General features: G+C 73.3%; 13 protein-coding genes. 3 read left to right on the top strand and 10 right to left on the bottom strand.

Annotated features, from left to right (window positions below; translation table 11 throughout):
* Nucleotides 1-10 precede the first annotated feature (10 nt).
* Genes FJK98_RS18260 through FJK98_RS18235 form a run of 6 tightly spaced genes read right to left on the bottom strand, consistent with a single transcriptional unit; the run spans nt 11 to nt 6,188 of the window.
* Nucleotides 11-1,003: an STM4011 family radical SAM protein gene (locus FJK98_RS18260; protein ID WP_240762132.1), complete on the bottom strand. Its 993-nt coding sequence runs from the start codon at nt 1,001-1,003 to the stop codon at nt 11-13.
* Nucleotides 1,000-2,325, bottom strand: a complete 1,326-nt coding sequence (locus FJK98_RS18255; RefSeq protein WP_240762130.1) for an STM4012 family radical SAM protein — start codon at nt 2,323-2,325, stop codon at nt 1,000-1,002. Before FJK98_RS18255 ends, FJK98_RS18260 begins: the two co-directional genes overlap by 4 nt.
* A complete protein-coding gene (locus tag FJK98_RS18250) occupies nt 2,322-3,125 on the bottom strand; it encodes an STM4013/SEN3800 family hydrolase (RefSeq protein WP_145920091.1) in 804 nt (267 codons plus the stop codon). Before FJK98_RS18250 ends, FJK98_RS18255 begins: the two co-directional genes overlap by 4 nt.
* Nucleotides 3,113-4,297 (bottom strand): STM4014 family protein, encoded by a 1,185-nt coding sequence (locus FJK98_RS18245; protein WP_168222503.1) that lies wholly within the window; start codon nt 4,295-4,297, stop codon nt 3,113-3,115. Before FJK98_RS18245 ends, FJK98_RS18250 begins: the two co-directional genes overlap by 13 nt.
* Before the next feature lies 1 nt (nt 4,298).
* Nucleotides 4,299-5,249 (bottom strand): STM4015 family protein, encoded by a 951-nt coding sequence (locus tag FJK98_RS18240; protein WP_145920090.1) that lies wholly within the window; start codon nt 5,247-5,249, stop codon nt 4,299-4,301.
* 6 nt (nt 5,250-5,255) lie between these two features.
* Nucleotides 5,256-6,188 carry an STM4015 family protein gene (locus tag FJK98_RS18235; RefSeq protein WP_205789037.1) on the bottom strand — a complete coding sequence of 311 codons (933 nt, stop codon included), beginning with the start codon at nt 6,186-6,188 and terminating at the stop codon, nt 5,256-5,258.
* Nucleotides 6,189-6,392: 204 nt separating this feature from the next.
* Here FJK98_RS18235 and FJK98_RS18230 point away from each other — a divergent pair, with 204 nt between their 5' ends.
* From FJK98_RS18230 to FJK98_RS18220, 3 genes are all read left to right on the top strand, one after another.
* Nucleotides 6,393-7,853, top strand: coding sequence for a pectinesterase family protein (locus FJK98_RS18230; protein ID WP_240762128.1), 1,461 nt, complete (start codon nt 6,393-6,395; stop codon nt 7,851-7,853).
* A 302-nt stretch (nt 7,854-8,155) separates the two neighbouring features.
* Nucleotides 8,156-10,348, top strand: coding sequence for a carbohydrate-binding module family 20 domain-containing protein (locus FJK98_RS18225; RefSeq protein WP_145920089.1), 2,193 nt, complete (start codon nt 8,156-8,158; stop codon nt 10,346-10,348).
* Nucleotides 10,349-10,513: 165 nt separating this feature from the next.
* The gene (locus FJK98_RS18220) at nt 10,514-12,355 is read left to right on the top strand and encodes a LamG-like jellyroll fold domain-containing protein (RefSeq protein WP_168222502.1); all 1,842 of its coding nucleotides are present in this window, start codon (nt 10,514-10,516) and stop codon (nt 12,353-12,355) included.
* 51 nt (nt 12,356-12,406) lie between these two features.
* On the opposite strand, the gene FJK98_RS18215 is transcribed toward FJK98_RS18220, so the two are convergent.
* From FJK98_RS18215 to FJK98_RS18205, 4 genes are all read right to left on the bottom strand, one after another.
* Entirely contained in the window at nt 12,407-13,747 is a 1,341-nt protein-coding gene (locus tag FJK98_RS18215; RefSeq protein ID WP_145920087.1) for a glycosyl hydrolase family 18 protein, read from the bottom strand.
* A gap of 123 nt (nt 13,748-13,870) precedes the next feature.
* Nucleotides 13,871-15,550, bottom strand: a complete 1,680-nt coding sequence (locus tag FJK98_RS33635) for a pectinesterase family protein (RefSeq protein WP_205789036.1) — start codon at nt 15,548-15,550, stop codon at nt 13,871-13,873.
* Nucleotides 15,551-15,816: 266 nt separating this feature from the next.
* Nucleotides 15,817-15,984 (bottom strand): hypothetical protein, encoded by a 168-nt coding sequence (locus tag FJK98_RS33265; protein WP_168222501.1) that lies wholly within the window; start codon nt 15,982-15,984, stop codon nt 15,817-15,819.
* A 189-nt stretch (nt 15,985-16,173) separates the two neighbouring features.
* On the bottom strand, nt 16,174-17,412 hold the full coding sequence (locus FJK98_RS18205; protein ID WP_145920086.1) for a helix-turn-helix domain-containing protein: 1,239 nt from the start codon (nt 17,410-17,412) through the stop codon (nt 16,174-16,176).
* Nucleotides 17,413-17,468: the final 56 nt, after the last annotated feature.

The following is a 17,468-nucleotide window of genomic DNA, read 5'->3' as shown; positions in this document are numbered from 1 at the left end:
GCCGGGCCGTTCAGAGTTCCGGCAGGCCCGGGGCCGGCCAGGCCGCCGGAATGCGTTCCAGCAGCCCACCGGCGAACACGTCACGCAACCCGAGCGGCTTGAGGTGGACGTACCCGATGTGGCAGTCGCAGAGCGCGGCGTCGCACGCCCGGGGCTTCAGGGCGGCCCGCCACGACCCGTCGTAGAGGTTGCCGATCGGCGTGGGGCGGAAGTGGCAGCGGCGCACGGTGCCGTCACCCGCGACGGAGATCGCCGTCTCCCCGGCGTGGCAGGGCCGGCCGAGCGACGGGTGCGGGCGGACGCTCCAGCCGAACAGCGGGTCCAGCGCCGTCCAGGCCGCCTCCTGCCCGGCGGTGTAGCGGTGCCCGTCGGCGGCGTTGACCCACAGGTACACCTGCGCGGGCAGGGCGGCCCGCAACGCCCGCGCCTCGGCCAGATGGTCGGGCAGGCCGACCACCCCCACCGAGTAGCGCACGCCCAGCTCGGACAGGCGGGCGCAGCGGGCGAGGAACCGCTCCCGGGTGACCTGCCCGGGGTGGTACGTCGTCCACAGTGCCGCCGTCGTCCGGTCGGCGTCGGCCAGCCAGTCCACCCGGGCGGCCAGGTTGGTCTGGATGACCACCCGGTCGACGTGCGGCAGGTGCGACAGCGCCACCATGGCGTCGCGGTACCAGCTGCGGGTCAGCCCCTCCCCCCACGGGGTGAACAGCACCGACAGCCGCCGGTCGGTGGTGGCCGCCACCCAGCCGGCGAACCGCTCCAGCGCGGCCCGGTCGGCGCGCAGCAGCTCCGGCGGGTCGACCCGCTTGGCGAACGGGCAGTACGGGCAGTCGTAGTTGCAGCTCGCCAGCGGCCCCCGGTAGAGCACCGCCAGCTCCGCCCCGACGTCGGCACGCCCGGCAGCGGAACAGCCCGGCTGCGCCACCCGGGGCGTGACGGCGTGCAACGGCAGCGCCCCCCGGGGCGTGACGGCGTGCAACGGCAGCGGTGGTCGAGTGGTCACCGGGGCACGTACCCGGTCATCGCCTGCCGGACCCGGGCGGAGGTCAGCCACGGGCCGATCGCGTCGGAGCGGGCCAACCCCGCCGGGGTGAGCCGCAGCCCGTCGGCGTCCGCCCAGCCCCGGGCGGCCAGCCGTCCCAGCTCGGGAAAGTCCTCGCCGGGCGGCCGGCCGAACCGGGCGGCGTAGGCCGCCGCGTCGACGCCCTCGGCGCGCAGCAGCGACTTGAGCAGCCACCGGCGGCGCTGCTCGGTGCCGTCGAGGGCGAAGCCGAATTCGGCGTGGCGGAAGTCGTCGGCCGGGCGGGCCAGGTAGTCGTCCAGCACCGCCCGGACCTGCGACACCGAGACCGCGTAGTCGAACGAGTAGTGCAGCGCGGTGGTGTAGGAGCGCGCCCCGCAGCCGAGCCCGACCATGCCGTCGTCCTGGCAGCAGTAGTCCGGCCCGTCCGGGGCGGGCACGTCGGCGCGACGGAACTGCCGCATCGACTCCTGCCGGTAGCCGGCCGCGCCGAGGACCTCCACCGCCTGCCGGTAGAGGGCCAGCCGGTGGGCGTCCCAGTCGGCCCGGCCGTGCGCCCGCCGACCCAGCCCGGTCAACGGCCGCACGTAGAGCGGGTACAGGTACAGCTCCTCCGGCCGCCAGGCCAGCGCCGCGTCCAGGCTCTCCCGCCAGGTCGCCGCCGTCTGCCCGTCGATGCCGTAGATCAGGTCGATGTTCAGCACCGGGACCGCCGCAGCCCGGATCGCGCCGAGCGCCGTCTCCACCTCCGTGCGGCGCTGCGGCCGGCCGGCGGCCCGCGCCTCGACGTCGAGGAAGCTCTGCACGCCGATGCTCACCCGGTGCACCCCGTGCGCCGTCAGCACCGCCAGCCGGTCCGGCGTCGCGGTGGCCGGCGAGGTCTCCACCGCCAGCGGTACGCCCGGCAGCCGCGCCCCCGAGGTGCCGGTGACGATGTCGAACAGCTCGGTCAGCTCGTCGGCGGTCAGGTAGGTGGGGGTGCCCCCGCCCAGCGCCACCCGGGCGTACCCGGCGTCGTCGCCGAGCGCGTCGGCGACCCGTTCCGCCTGCCGGCGCAGTTGCCGCAGGTAGTCGGTGACCTGTTCCTGCGGGGCGTTGGCCCGGGTGAACAGGTTGCAGAAGCCGCAGCGCATCTCGCAGAACGGCAGGTGCACGTAGAGGAAGAGCGCGTCGCGGGCCTCGGCCCGCCACACGTCGGCCAGTAGCGGCCGGGGCCGCAGCGCCCGGTAGGAGGTCTTGTGCGGGTACGCGTAGAGGTACTGCTGGTACGGCGAGCCGTCGAGGCCCGTGTCGGTGCTGGTCACCATTCCCCCGGTCGCAGAACGAAGTGGGCGTACGGGACGGTCCACACCACGTCGTGGCCGATCCGGTGGCCGGTGTGCCCGTCCTCGCCGTACGCGGTGCCGTGGTCGGAACAGATGATCGTGAACACCGGCCGTCCCCGCCCGGTGAGCAGGGCGAACAGCCGGTCGACCCGGGAGTCGACGTACTCCAGGGCGGCGGCGTGACTGTCCCGGCTGTCGTGCGCCGCGCCGGGCAGGTGGTGCCGGTTGGGTTGGTGCAGGGCGGCGACGTTGAGGAAGGTGAACACCGGCCGGTCGGCGGGCCGGCCGGGCAGCACCTCGGCCAGCCGGTCGAGCTGCGCGTCCAGGCAGGTGGGGGAGGTGACCCCGAACTCCGGCTCCCAGTGCGCCTCGGCGAACAGGCCCGGCAGCACCGACCCGAGCGGGCTGCGCCGGTTGAAGAAGCCCACCCCACCCAGGCAGAGCGTGTGGTAGCCGGCCCCGGCCAGCGCGGTCGGCAGGTCGGGGGCGTCGAAGACCCAGGTGTCGGCCCCGGCGGTCTCGCTGCCCGGGAACGCCGCCGCGTACAGCCGCTCGTGCCGGCCCGGCCCCACCGGGGTGGGCAGGAAACCGGCGAAGAAGGCGTGGTGCGCGGCGTAGGTGAAGCTGGCGGGGGAGTGCCGCCGCTCCCACCGCCCGCCGGGCAGCACCCGGGCCAGCCGGGGCGTCCGCCCGGCCCCGGCCAGCTCGGCGGCCACGTCGAAGCGCAGCGTGTCGAGGGTGACCAGGCAGATGTCGTGACTGCCGATCAGGGCGCGCATCCGACCTCCTCCCGTCGCGTGGTCACCGGCCCGTCGGCCGCCGGGCGACCCCGCCCCGTCGTCGTGCCGGCCGCCGGGTCGGGCCCGGCCGCTGCCGGGCCGTCGCCGGCCACCGTCGCCCGCCACCGCTCCCACCGGCCGCTGGTCAGTGCGTGCACCTGCTCGGCGTAGGTGTCCCGGCCGTCGGCCAGCACCCCGGGCAGCAGGTCGCCGAACGCGTTGACCTCGGCCACCGCGTGCCGCCGCCACCCCACCAGGAACATCAGGTCGACGCCGACGTGCAGCGACCGGGGAAAGCACGCCGCCGCCCGCTCGCAGGTCCGCATCGCCGCCGCCCACGCCGCCGGGCCGGCCGCCGCCCGCAGCGCGTCCAGGTCGCCACGGGCGTTGCCCAGGTGCAGGTTGGTCAGCGGCCCCCGGGCCGCCCGGACCACGGCGTGGGTGGCCCGGCCGGCGACCACCACCACCCGCAGGTCGACCACCCGGTCGGCCAGCCCGGCCTTGGGCAGCCACCGCTCCACGTGCAGGCCCTCCGGGGCGAGCCGGTCGACCAGGGCCGCGACGGTCGCCTCGTCGTCGTAGCGGCGCAGCCGCAGCGAGTTGAACAGCCCGTCCGGGGCGATCTCGATCGGGGTGACCGCCTGCACCCGGCGCGGCCCGACGGCGAGCGCGATCACCCCGGCCGCCGACGATCCGTGCGCCGGCTTGACGAACACCCGCTGCCAGCCGGCCGCCGCCATCGCCGCCCGCAACTGCGGGTAGCCGTCGACCGGTGGCAGCGCCGCCGGCACCGGCACCCCGGCGGCCGACAGCAGCGCGTGGCAGCGGCGCTTGTCGCACAGCGCCGCCACGTCGTCGGGGTGGTTGAGCAGCGTCGCGCCCCCGGCGGCGATCCGTCCCGTCCCGGCCACCAGCCCGGCGTACGTGTCGGCGAGGCCGACCAGCTCCCCGTGCCGGGCGGGGGTGGCCGCGCCGCGCAGCAGCCGGTCCACCTCCGCGTCCTCGCCGGGGGAGTCGACCCGGACCAGGGCGTCGGCGTCCGGCGGGGCAGCCCCGGTGAGCACCCGCGCCCAGGGCAGCACCGCCGGGTCGGGCAACCCCGCCGCGCGCACGGCCCGCCGGAACAGCGCGACCCGCCGGTTGTCGGGGTTGCCCACCACGGTCAGTCGCATGTCACTCCGACACCGCCGTGTAGCGGTAGATCTCCCCGTCGTCCTCGTCCGGTTCCTGCGGCTCGGAGACGTCGACCTCGACGCCGGGCAACGCGGCGACCACCCGGGTGGCGGCGTCCTCCGACAGGTAGTGGTGGTGCAGGTCGAGGGCGGTCAGGTGGGTCAGGGACTGCCCGGCGAGCAGCGCGGCCAGCCCGTCGTCGGACAGGGTGCCCAGTGACAGGTCGAGCCGCTCCAACCGGGGCACCACGGCGGCGGTGGCGAGCGCGGCGGCCAGCTCGTCGGTGATCTCGGCGTTGCGCAGCCCGAGCCGGCGCAGCGCCGGGAAGAGCTTGCCGGCCAGCAACGCGTCCAGGTCGGCCACGGTGGTGTCCCCGCCGTAGTCGTCGGTGCCCAGCCACAGGTCCAGGTGGTGCAGCGCGGGCAGTTCCGAGCCGAGCACCGCGCCGACGAACTCCCGGGACAGCCCGCCGCTCTGCACGGACAGCGTCCGCAGCCGCTCGTGCCGCACCGGGGAGAAGTCGAAGTCCTCACCGCCGCGTACCCGTAGCACCTCCAGCTGCGGGTAGGCCGTCAGCAACGGACTGACGTCGCCGACCCGCATCCAGGAGACCTCGCACTCCTCGGTGACCATGTCGCCGAGGAACAGGGCCCGCAGCCGGGGCAGCCGGTCCGCCGCCGCGCAGAGCTGGGCGATCGGGGCGTGGTGGAACGCCGCGTATCCCCACGCCCCGACGACCAGCGCCTCGACGCGGTCACCGACCTGCTCGACGAACCGGTCGAACAGGTCGCGGAACTGCTCCGACTGGGTGTCCTGCCGGGTGTCGCCGTCGAAGTGCCAGTTGGCGATCCGCCAGCAGACCGGACCGTCCACGACGGGCGGCGGCCCGTCGGCGGGGAACTCGACCACCGGCAGTCCGGCGAACGTCTGCGCGTGGGAACCGAACGTCATCGGCGCTCACTCCCCGACCGCGGTGAAGCGGTAGACGGTGCCGTTGTACTCGTCGGGGGTCTGCGGGTCGTCCAGGTCGACCTGGACGCCGGGCAGCGCGTCCACCAGCCGCTGGGCCACCTCGGGGGAGAGGAAATGGTGGTGCAGGTCGAGGCGGCGCAGGTGGGTCAGCGGCTGCCCCGCCAGCAGCGCCTCGGCGCCGGGGTCGGTGAGTACCCCCATCGACAGGTCGAGCACCTCCAGCCGGGCCACCACCGGCGCGGCGGCCACCGCCTTCGCGACGTGGTCGGCGAACTCGGCGTTGCAGACCGCCAGGTGCCGCAGCGCGGGCAGCCGGTCGCCGGCCAGGATCGCGGCCAGGTCGTCGACGCCGGTGTCGCCGCCGTAGTCCTGCCGGCCGAGCCACAGGTCGAGCCGGCGCAGGGCGGGCAGGTCGCTGTCGCCCACCGCACGGGTCACCGCACCGGGCAGGCCGCCGGTCTGGAAGCCCAGCTCCCGCAGGCCGGTGTGGCGCACCGGTTGCAGGGTCAGCTCGTTGGCCCCGCGTACCCACAGCGTCTCCAGCTCCGGGTAGGCGGTCAGCAGCGGGGTGAGGTCACCGTGGGTGAGCCAGGAGATCTCGCACTGCTCGCTGACCAGGTCGGCCAGGAACACCGCGCGCAGGGCCGGCCAGTCCTCGGCCGCGTCGGCCAGCAGGTCGACCGGGAGTGCCCGCTCGTACGCCGAGCCCCACTCGCCGATCACCAGGGCGCGGACCGCCGCGCCGGGCACCTCCGTCCGCAGCGCCGTGACCAGGCCGGCGAACTCCTCCGGTTCGGCCTCGAAGTCCTCGACCTCCAGCCGCCAGGCGACGGCCGACGGGTCGTCGGGCAGGGTCATCCCCGGTGTGAAGGGGACCACCGGCATTCCGGCGAACGACGACATGTGCGAACGGATCACGCCTACCTCCGGCTCGACTGGTGTGACAGCGGCGCGACCGTAACAGGCCCGACCGACACGATGATCAGTGCCGGGTGACCGGACCGGTCCGGGGCTACCGGGGGTGTCCGGCCGGTGACGCTTTACAGCGACAGGCGGGTGTGCGAGTCTCGTGTCAGCGCTCCCACGGCGGTCCGTGTTCGGATACCCCCGGGGAGTTCGCTCGTGAGAAACCGCACCCGGCGGGCGGCGTCGATCGTCGCCACCGCCGTCACCACCACCCTCGTCGCCGGTGTCGTCACCGCCGTCTCGGCGCAGGCCGCCGCCGGCTGTCAGGTCACCTACCAGGTAGGCGCCCAGTGGGCCGGTGGCTTCACCGCCGCCATCTCGATCAGGAACCTGGGCGACCCCGTCACCGGCTGGCGGCTCGGCTGGACCTTCCCGGCCGGGCAGACCATCACCAGCGCCTGGGGCTTCACCGCCAGCCCGGCCAGCGGCAGCGTGGTCGCCACCAACCTCGACTACAACGCGGCCATCGCCACCGGCGGCGTCGTGGACGTGGGCTTCAACGGCACCTGGACCGGCAGCAACCCGGACCCCGCCGGCTTCACCCTCAACGGCACCGCCTGCACCGGATCGACCACCCCCACCACCGCCGCGCCGCCGACCACGCCACCGCCGACCACGCCACCGCCCACCACCCCGCCCCCGACGACCGCGCCGCCCACCACCCCACCGCCGGTGACCACCGCGCCGCCGACCACGCCGCCGCCGACCAGCGGGACGCCGACGGTGGCCGCGGACGGCAGCGGCCGGTACCGCACGGTCCAGGCCGCCATCGACGCCGTGCCGGCGAACAGTTCGAGCCGGACCACCATCACCATCAAGCCCGGCACCTACCGCGAGGTCGTCCGGGTGGCGTCGAACAAGACCAACGTCACCCTGCGGGGCCTCGGCTCGGCACCATCGAACGTCGTGCTCGTCTACAACAACTCCGCCGGCACCCGTAAGCCGGACGGCACCACCTACGGCACCTTCAACAGCGCGAGCATGTTCGTCGACGGGGCGAACTTCGTCGCCGAGAACCTGACGATCGCCAACGACTTCGTGGAGAACACCTCGGGGGTCGACCAGCAGGCGGTGGCGCTGCACCTGAACGCCGACCGGGCGGTGCTGCGCAACGTCCGGCTCCTCGGCGACCAGGACACCTTCCTGGTCAACGACAAGACCCGGGCGTACGTGGTCGGCTCCTACGTGGAGGGCACCGTCGACTTCATCTTCGGCGGCGGCACGATCGTCATCGACGGCAGCTCGATCTACGAGAAGCGCTCGACCGGTGGGCCGATCACCGCCGCCCGGACGCCGGCCAGCAAGACGTACGGGATGCTGATCTACCGGTCGACGATCACCGGGGCGACGAACAACACCACCCAGCTCGGTCGCCCGTGGGGGCCGGACGCCCAGGTCCTCTACCGGGAGTCGACGTTGAGCGCGACCATGAAGACCGCCCAGCCCTGGATCGACATGTCCGGCAACGTGTGGCAGAACGCGCGGTTCCGTGAGTACCGCAACACCGGCCCCGGCGCCGGCACGAACGGCAACCGTCCTCAGCTCAGCGACGCGCAGGCGGCCACCTACACGCCGCAGCGCTACCTCGCCGGCAGCGACGGCTGGAACCCGATGTGAGCACCCGGACGCCACGACCCTGAACGAGGGTCACCCGCAGGCCCGGTTCCCCCGCCCCGGGGGTCGGGGCGGGGGAACCGGGCCTGCGTGCGGGGTGCCCCCGCGTGGACGGCGGAGGCGGCGACGCCGGGTGGCGGACGGGACGCACCCTGCAACGCTTTGCGGATCATTGCCGGCAGATGTCGAAAACTTTGCCGCAAGGTCTTGCAAAACCTTTCATCGATGCCGCATCGTCTTCTCCACCGGACGGCCGTCCACACCGACCAGCGCCGCTTCGACCCCCGGAAGTAGGTCCACTCCCGATGTCCACACCCCGCGTCCCCCGGGGAACCCGTCTGCGACGGGGCCTCCTCGCCCTCGCCGTCACCGCCACCTCCCTCGCCGGCCTGAGCGCGCTGCCGGCCACCGTCCCCGCCACCGCCGCCGTCGCCCTCAACGACAGCGAGGTCACCGCGAACCTCTGGGAATGGAACTGGCGGTCCGTCGCCGCCGCCTGCACCGACCACCTCGGCCCGGCCGGCTACGGCGCGGTCCAGGTCGCCCCGCCGCAGGAGTCGGTCAGCCTGCCGACCAGCGCCGACGGCGTCCACCCCTGGTACGAGGTGTACCAGCCGGTCTCCTACCGGCTGGAGAGCCGGTTCGGCACCCGGCAGCAGTTCGCCGACATGGTCACCACCTGCCACAACGCCGGGGTTCGGGTGTACGTCGACGCGGTGGTCAACCACATGGCCGGCGCCAACAACCCCGAGTCGGTCGTCGGGTACGCCGGCACCGACTTCTCCGGCCCCGGCTACAGCTTCCCCGCCGTGCCCTACGGCACCGGCGACTTCCACCGCCCGGGTGACAACTGCCCGACCTCCGGTGCGATCAACGACTGGAACAACGAGGCCCAGGTGACCAGCTGCGAGCTGCTGTCCCTGACCGACCTCTACACCGAGAAGGACAGCGTCCGCACCAAGATCGCCGGGTTCCTCAACGACCTGGTCGGCCTCGGTGTCGACGGGTTCCGGGTGGACGCGGTCAAGCATGTCAAGAAGGACGACTTCGCCGCGATCCTCGGCAAGGTGCGCAACACCACCGCCGAGAACAAGCGCCCGTACGTCGCCCAGGAGATCTTCGACGGGGCCAGCAACGACGCGCTCAAGGCGCGCGCCTTCATCGGCAACGGCGACGTGCTCGACTTCGGGTACGCCAAGGGCCTGAAGTCGGCGTTCCAGGGCTCGATCGCCAACCTGGCCAACGTCGGCAGCTGGAACCTCGACGCGCCGAGCGCCAACGTGTTCGCCATGGTCACCAACCACGACCTGGAACGCGACGGGGTGGTGTTGTCCTACCGCGACGGCAGCGACTACGTCCTGGCCAACTACTTCGCGCTGGCCTACCCGCACGGCAAGCCGTCGGTCTACGACAGCTTCACCTGGTCCAACCGCAACCAGTCGCCGCCCGCCGACGGCAACGGCTATGTCACCGACACCGTCTGTGGCGGCAGCTGGAACTGCCTGACCCGGTCCACCGGGATCAAGGGCATGGTCGGCTGGGCGAACGCCGCGAAGTCGGTCAGGAGCGTCTCCGACTTCACCGTGGTGAACAGCAACGTCATCGGCTTCCACCGGGGCGACCGGGCCTGGATCGGGATCAACGACTCCGGTTCCGCCACCACCGCCACCTTCACCACCGGCCTGGCCGACGGGTCGTACTGCGACGTGATCTCCGGGGCGCGCGGCACGTCCGGCTGCACCGGCACCACGGTGACGGTCAGCGGCGGCCGGGCCACCGTCCAGCTCCCCGCCAACGGCGCGGTGGCGCTGCACGTCAACGCGAAGGGCGGCCCGGCGACCACGCCCACCGCCACCCCGACGCCCACGGCGAGCGCCTCGCCGACGCCGACCGCTCCGGCCGGCACCGTCACCACCACCTTCACCGTGACCGCCGCGCTGGCCGGTGGCCAGAGCGCCTACGTCGTCGGCAGCGTCCCGGCGCTGGGCTCGTGGGCCCCGGCCGCCGCCGTCCCGCTGACCGCGCAGGGCAACGGGACGTACCGGGCGGTGGTCAACCTGCCGGCGTCCTCGACCGTGGAGTTCAAGTTCATCAAGAAGACCACGGCCGGCGTCGTGACCTGGGAATCGGGAAGCAACCGGACGCTGACCACGCCGAGCGGCGGCACCGCGTCGGTCACCGACACCTTCCGGGGTGATCCGGCCGGCACCCAGGGGGCGTCGTTCACCGTCAACGCCACCACCTCGTACGGGCAGAACGTCTTCGTGGTGGGCAGCGTCGCGGCGCTGGGCTCGTGGAACCCGGCCAACGCGGTGGCGCTCTCCTCGGCCGCCTACCCGCTGTGGCGGGCCACGGTCGCCCTGCCGGCGAACACGACGTTCGAGTACAAGTACCTCAAGAAGAACCCGGACGGCACGGTGACCTGGGAGTCCGGTGGCAACCGCAGCGCCACCGTCGGGTCCACCGGCTCGTGGAGCGCCAACGACACCTGGCGGTGACGCTGGGCGGACCACGGCGGCCGATCCCCTTTCCGGGGGTCGGCCGCCGCGCCGTTCGACCCCGGTCACGGCGACACCTGAGGTTGACGGATATCGATGTGCTCTCGTATCGTCCGGAAAGCGCTTTCTCGCTCCGTCGCCACCCGCCCCGCCGGAGGTACGCCCATGCGCCCGTCCCCGCATCGCCGGCTGGCCCCACTGCTCGCCGCCGTGCTCACCGCCACCGTCGCACTCCTGGCCGGACCGGCCACCACCGCCTCGGCCGCCACCATGTTCAGCGACGACTTCACCGACGGCGACACCGCCGGCTGGTCCCGGTCGGGTGGGAACTGGGGCGTCGTCACCGACGGCTCCCCGGCCCTGCGACAGTCCGACGCGGGCAGCGCAAACGCCCGGCTCTTCGCCGGCAGCACCGGCTGGACCGACTACACCGTCCAGGCCCGGGTGAAGCCGCTCGGCCTCGGCCCCGGCGGCCACGTCGGGCTGCTGGCCCGCGCGTCCGGGGCGACGCGCTACTACCGGCTGGCGCTGCTGCCCGGTGACCGGGTGCAGTTGCAGGCGGTCAACGGCAGCGCCGTCACCGTGCTCGCCAGCGCCACCCGCACCGTGACCACCGGCGTCTGGTACACCCTCGCCGTCGAGGTCACCGGCGGCACCGTGCGGGGCAGCGTCGACGGCGTCCCCGTCGGGCAGGCCACCAGCCCGCTGGTCGCCGCCGGCCGGATCGGGTTGCAGACCGTGTCCTCGTCGGCCACGTTCGACGACGTCCTGGTCCGCGACGGCGGCATCGCGCCCACCACGCCGCCGGCCCCCACACACACCCCGCCGCCGAGCCCCACCCCGTCGGTCACGCCGCCGCCCACCACGCCACCCGTGACCCCGCCACCGACGACCGAACCGCCCGGGGCCGTCGTGCTGGTGGTCGCCACCGACGGCGACGACACCAACCCGGGCACGACGGCCCGGCCGCTGCGCACCATCCAACGCGCGCACGACCTGGCCGAACCCGGCACCACCATCGCGGTACGCGGCGGCACCTACGCGCCGACCAGCACCATCAGGATCCTCAAGGACGGCACGGCGGACCACCCGATCACCCTCATGAACTACCCGGGGGAGAAGGTGGTCATCGACGGCGAGAACATGCCGTACACGCCGGGCGCGGTGGGCTCCAGCATCCCCCGCGCCGACCGGGGCGCGCTGCACGTCGAGGGCGACTGGTGGCGGTTCGTCGGCCTGGAGATCATCCACGGCCCGTACGGGATCTTCGGGGTGGACACCGACAACGGCAGCTACGAGCGCCTGGTCACCCGGGACAACTACGAGTCCGGGCTGCACCTGCAGGGCGCGTCCGGCGGCAACCGGATCGTCGACCTGGACAGCTACGGCAACCGGGACCCCCGCAAGAACGGCGAGAGCGCCGACGGGCTGGCCATCAAGGAGGGCTCGGGCAGCGGCAACGTGGTGCGCGGCGCGCGGCTGTGGCGTAACTCCGACGACGGGTTCGACGCCTGGCTGTTCCTGTCGCCGATCCTGATCGAGGACAGCGTCGCCTACGACAACGGCTACAACTACTGGAACCTGCCCGACTACGCCGGGGACGGCAACGGCTTCAAGCACGGCGGCGGCAACGATCCCCGCCCCGCCGTCGACCACGTCACCCGCAACAGCATGGCCTGGGGCAACTCGGCCGGCGGCTTCATCGACAACGGCAACCCCGGGACGCTGCTCTTCGAGCGCAACACCGCGTGGCGCAACGGCAAGGCCGGCTTCGACGTCTCCCGCTCCACCTCCCGGCTCAGCCGCAACCTCGCGGTCGGCAACTCCCCGGACGTGTCGCCCGGCTCCTCGACCGGGACCGACAACTCCTGGAACCTCGGCGGCACCTGGCCGTTGGCCAGCACCGACCCGTCGACCATCACCGGCCCCCGGGCCGCCGACGGGTCCATCCCGACCTCGGCCTTCCTGCGCCCCGCCAGCGGCGTCGACGTGGGTGCCCGGCTCTGAGCCAGCTGACCGGCCGTGCCCCCGCCCGCACCGGCGGGGGCACGGCCGGGTTCAGCGGCCCTGGAGGGTGCGGACGTTGTCGCCGAACGTCCAGCCCTTGGACCCGTCCCAGTTCACCGACCAGGTCATCAGCCCCTTCAGGCCGCCCCGGTAGGTGTTCCACGCCTGCGCCACCGAGGTCGGCGCGAGGTAGCCACCGCCGGCGCCGGGTTGCGCGGGCAGGCCGGGCACCTGCCTGTCGTACGGGACCCGGATGGTGGTGCCCTGGACGACCAGGCCGGCGTCGAGGCAGTCGGTCTGGGCGGTGAACCCCTGCACCGTCCCGGCGGCGTACGAGTCACCGGCGCAGCCGTACATGCTGCCGTTGTAGTACTGCATGTTCAGCCACCAGAGCCGTCCGTTGTCGACGTACCGCTTGATGATCGGCAGGTACGCGCCCCAGATCGAGCCGTAGGTGACGCTGCCGCCGGTGACGTACGCGGTCTCCGGGGCCATGGTGAGGCCGAAGCCCGCCGGCATCTGGGCCAGCACGCCGTCGATGATGCGGATCAGGTTGGCCTGCGAGGTGGACAGCCGGGTGATGTCGCCGCTGCCGGTCAGCCCGGTCTCGATGTCGATGTCGATGCCGTCGAAGTGGTACCGCTTGAGGATCGGCACGACGGTGGCGACGAACCGGTCCGCGACGGCCGCCGAGCCGAGGTCGATGCCGGCGGTGGCGCCGCCGATCGACAGCAGCAGGGTCAGCCCCGCAGCCTTGGCCTGGCACATCTCGGTCGGGGTGGGCACCTTGACGGTGGCGTCCATGCCGTCCTCCCAGAGCACCGTGCCGTCGGCGCGGATCACCGGGAAGGCGGCGGTGACCACGTTGTAGCCGTGTCCGGTGATCCGGGCGTCGGTGATCGGAATCCAGCCCAGCGGCGGGTGGACGCCGTTGGTCGCGCCGTCCCAGTTCTCCCAGTAGCCCTGGAGCACCTTGCCGGCCGGCCGGGGCTTCAGCGCGCAGCCCGTGCCGTCGGGCGGCGGCGTGGTCGTGCCGGGGGTGGCGGTGGGAGTCGGGGACGGGGGACGGGTGGGCGTGGCGGTGGGGGTCGGCGACGGCGTCCCGGTGCAGACGCCGAGGTCACGCCAGAGCGCCGGGACGGCGGCCGGGTTCCAGCCGGCGCCGGCCGGCGGGGTGTGGGTCACCAGCGATTCGTAGAGGCGGCCGAGGTAGCTGACCCGGGTGCCCGCCGGGTAGCTGACGCCCTCGGCCCAGGCCGGTGCGGAGCAGGCCGCCAGGGTGGTGCCGGCGGTGGCGGTGGTCGGCGCGGCGAGCCCGTTCGCGGCGGGCAGCGCGGCGGCGAGCAGCACCGCACCGGCCAGGATGGCCGTCGTCCCAGGTCGAAGTCGCATGACATACCTCCTCGTCGATGGCGGGGAGGTTATCAGTTAAGTTTGTTAAATGTAAATGCCCGGCCGTCGACGGGGTCGCGCCGCCGGCCACCGGCGGGTCGTGGCCGGCGGCGGCGCGGACCGTCAGGGGATCGGATTCCAGCCGTCGACGCCGGCCAGGTAGCGCTGCGGGGTGTAGGTCGGGGCCTGCTCGTCGGTCAGCTGCGGCCGGTCGGCGGTGACCGTCGACCCGGGTCCGCCGTTGCGGTACTCGGCGAACCGGGCGTCGCGCCACGAGAAGCCGGACATGTCGGTCCAGGGGGAGTCCTTCACGTGCGCGCCGAGCACGCTGTCGCGGAACACCACCTGACCGATCGCGTTGACGTCCCCGCCCGGGTGCCACGGCCGGCCGAGGTGCACACTCTGCGCCGCCGCCGTGTCCGTGGTCAGGGCACAGCCGGTGAAGAGCAGGCCGTACGGGTTGCCGATCATCGTGGAGGCGGCGGTGACGTACCCGTTGTTGCCGGTCGAGCCCCGGTCGAGCGAGCGGATCTCGCAGCCGTCGAAGACCCCGGTGCCCCGGCCGAAGACGAAGTCCACGTCGCCCTCGACGTAGCAGTCCCGGAAGTACGCCCGGCCGACCGCGTCGACGGAGGCGCTGTTGTGGTAGAGCGTGTCCTGGTTGCCGAGGAACCGCACGTCGTCGAAGACCAGCCGGTCGGCCCGGGTCAGCACGGCCACCGCCTGCTCGGCGCTGTAGTCGTGCGCCGCCTCGTCGAAGTCGTTGGCGAAGGTCAGGTGCCGGGCGGTGAAGTCGTTGCCGTCGATGGTCACCGAGGCGCTGCCCGACGTGCCGTACGTGCCACCGCCGGGCTTCGGGGTGCCGGAGGCGTTGTCGTAGACGATCACCACGTCCCGGGCGTTCCCGGTCGACCCGACGAACGACACGTACGGCTTGCCGGCCGGGACCGACACCGTCTCCCGGTAGGTGCCCGGCCTGATGGTGATGGTGTACCGACTGGAGTTGCCCGTCGGCACCGCGTCCACCGCCGCCTGCACGCTGGTGAAGTCCCCGCTGCCGTCCGGGGCGACCACCGAGGACCGGTCGGCCGGCGGCGTGCCGGTCGGGGTGGACGTCGGCGGCGCGGTGGTCGGCGTGACCGTCGGGGTGGGGGACGGCGGTGCACTGGTCGGCGTGCTGCCGCCGCTGGTGACCACCACATCGTCGAAGCGGGCCGTGGCGTGGCCGGTCTGCACACCGATCCGGCCGGTCGCGGTGAGGGTGCCGGTGCCGGAGCCGACGGGGATGCCGTCCACCCAGCCGCGTACCGCCGTCCCGGCGACCTCGATGCGCAGGGTGTACCAGGTGCCCGTCGTCACCGGGTGGGTCACCACGCCCAGCGGGCTGACCGTGCCGCTGCGGACCGCTTCCAACCGGACCTGGTCGCCGGGGAGCAGGGCGAGCCGGTAGTAACTGGTCGCGCCGCCGGCGCGGGCCAGCAGTGCGACCAGGCCGTTGCCGGGCAGGGTGAGCGGCTTGACCCGGGCCTGGACGACCTGGTCGGCCCAGGACGAGCTGCCGGCGAAGAGGCGGGCGTTGTCGGTGTCGGCCTTGGCCTGCTGCAACGCCGGGCTGCCGTCGGAGACCACCGACCAGGTGCCGCCGGATCTCGACCAGCCGGCCAGGTCGCCGTCGGAGAAGTCGTCGCTGAACAACGGGGCGGCGTGGGCCACCCGCGCGCCGCCGAACTGGGTGAGGGCGAGCAGCACGGCGGTGAGCGCCGCGACGGTGACGGCGAGCGGGCGGAGGCGCTTCGTGCGCATGGCGGATGAACCTCCGGGGACGGGGGATGGAGGTGGGAACAGGCGTGAAAGCGCTTTCCTGGCGCACCGTAACTCCGCACATATGCGACTGTCAATGCGCTGGTGCCCGCCGGGGGGTGGGTGCCGTCCCACCTGCGGCGGACCCCTCAACCCACCCCGACCGGCAACACCGGTCGGCCGCCCGCCGGGCGGGCCAGCGGGATGTCGTACCGGGAGAGGGTCGTCCGGATACGCGTGACATCCGCCGCCCCACCGGCAACAGCCCGCTACTGTCCACGACGCCACTGCCGGTCGGGTACGGCCCGCGTGGTCTCCTCCACCGGTATCCGCTCGGCCTCCGCCTGCGCGAGAATTCGTCGCCGCGCCGCCTCCCGCTCAGCCTCCTCCAACTGCTCGCTCCGGCTCGCCCCCGGCTTGTCATCCTGGTCCCGCATGCCCACCTCCATCGATAGGGGGCATGGCGGGACGTTCTCGAAGAAACGTCGCCGCTGTGCCCGGCCCCGGCTACCGACTTCAACGAGTCGGCCACCGAAACACAGGCTGGCGCTACCGAGGGTGATCAGACAGGTGCGAAAGGTGCGATCCGAAGATCGCCTCGCACCGACTCGGACGCGCCGTACCAGTCAGCGGGCGCCGCCCATCAGCTCAGCCAGGGCCGCCAATTCGTTCGTCATGGCCCGACGGCGACCTGTGGCGATGGTGTCCACGATGTCCCGCGCGTACCGCTGCTGCCGTAACCAGGTGGGTGAGGTGTCGCGCAACTGCGTCAACACCGTGGTCGCCTTCCCGTAGCGTCGTAGCTGCGCAAGCGCCCAGGCCAGGTCGAGCCGGTGCCGTCGCCACGCCGACGCGCTGATGGTGGGGACGGGTGGCACCAGCGCTGACAACTCCAGTACCCGGCCCGCGTCCCCCGCCACGGCCGCCGCCTCCGCCCGTTGCATCTGCACCTTGGCGTCGTCGAATCCGCCCACCAGCATCAGATGATCCGACGACGGCACCCGCTCACCGATCCGAGCTGCGGCGGCAGCGGCGACGCCGATCAGGTCGGCCACCTCGTCCGGCCGGTTGTCCCGGGCCTGCGCGGCAGCGGCGCTCAGCAGCAGCCATCCCCAGGCGGCCAGCTCGGCCGGAGTCGCCCGCGACAATCGCGGCTCCACCTCGTCGGCGGTGGCCACCGCCAGGTCGGCCGACTCTCCGATGCGGCCCTGGCGCATCAACAGCCAGCACATCGTCCGGATGACGGTCGCCGCCACCACCCGATCGCCGGCACGCTGCGCGGCGTCGAGCGCCCCCGACAGCGCGGTCTGCGCCAGATCGTCGGCCCGCAGTTGGATCAGCAGGCCACCCGCCAGATGCTGGGCGCGGGCCAGCAGGTCGTGCGCCTCGTCCTGTCGCTGGTCCCCGGCAAGGCCGACGGCGGCGCGCACGTTCACCAACAACGGCGGCACCACCCGCAACGCGAGCGCGTAGTCACCGGCGTGGTAGACCCGATCGGCGGCGTGCAGGTTCCGTCGCAACGTGGCGAGGTCGGGCGGCTCCTCCGCCGGCACGACGAGTGGAGCACCGTCGATCCCCCGGACCGGGGCCACCACCCGCCGGATCTCCGCCAACGACAACTGGCGATGATTCGGCTCCCCCCGCGCGGCGGCCTGCGACGCGTCGCCCAACAGCGCGGATGTCGGCACCCCCGACGCGCGGGCCAGCGCATGCAGCGTGTCGAGGCGGGTCGCGCCCCGGCTGCCCTGCTCCAGCTTCCGGATCACCTCGACGCTGACACCCGACCGCTCGGCGAGCTGCTCCTGGGTCAGCCTCGACTCACGACGGATCTCCGCGAGCCGCTCACCCACCGTCGGTACGGTCATGCCCTCTCCCGCCAACGCAACGGGCAGCCGCCAGCCGCGCCCGGTGGCTGCCACTT

It is taken from the genome of Micromonospora sp. HM134 (genome assembly GCF_007833915.1).
GTDB lineage: Bacteria > Actinomycetota > Actinomycetes > Mycobacteriales > Micromonosporaceae > Micromonospora > Micromonospora wenchangensis.
This window is presented reverse-complemented; position numbering and strand designations above follow the sequence as displayed.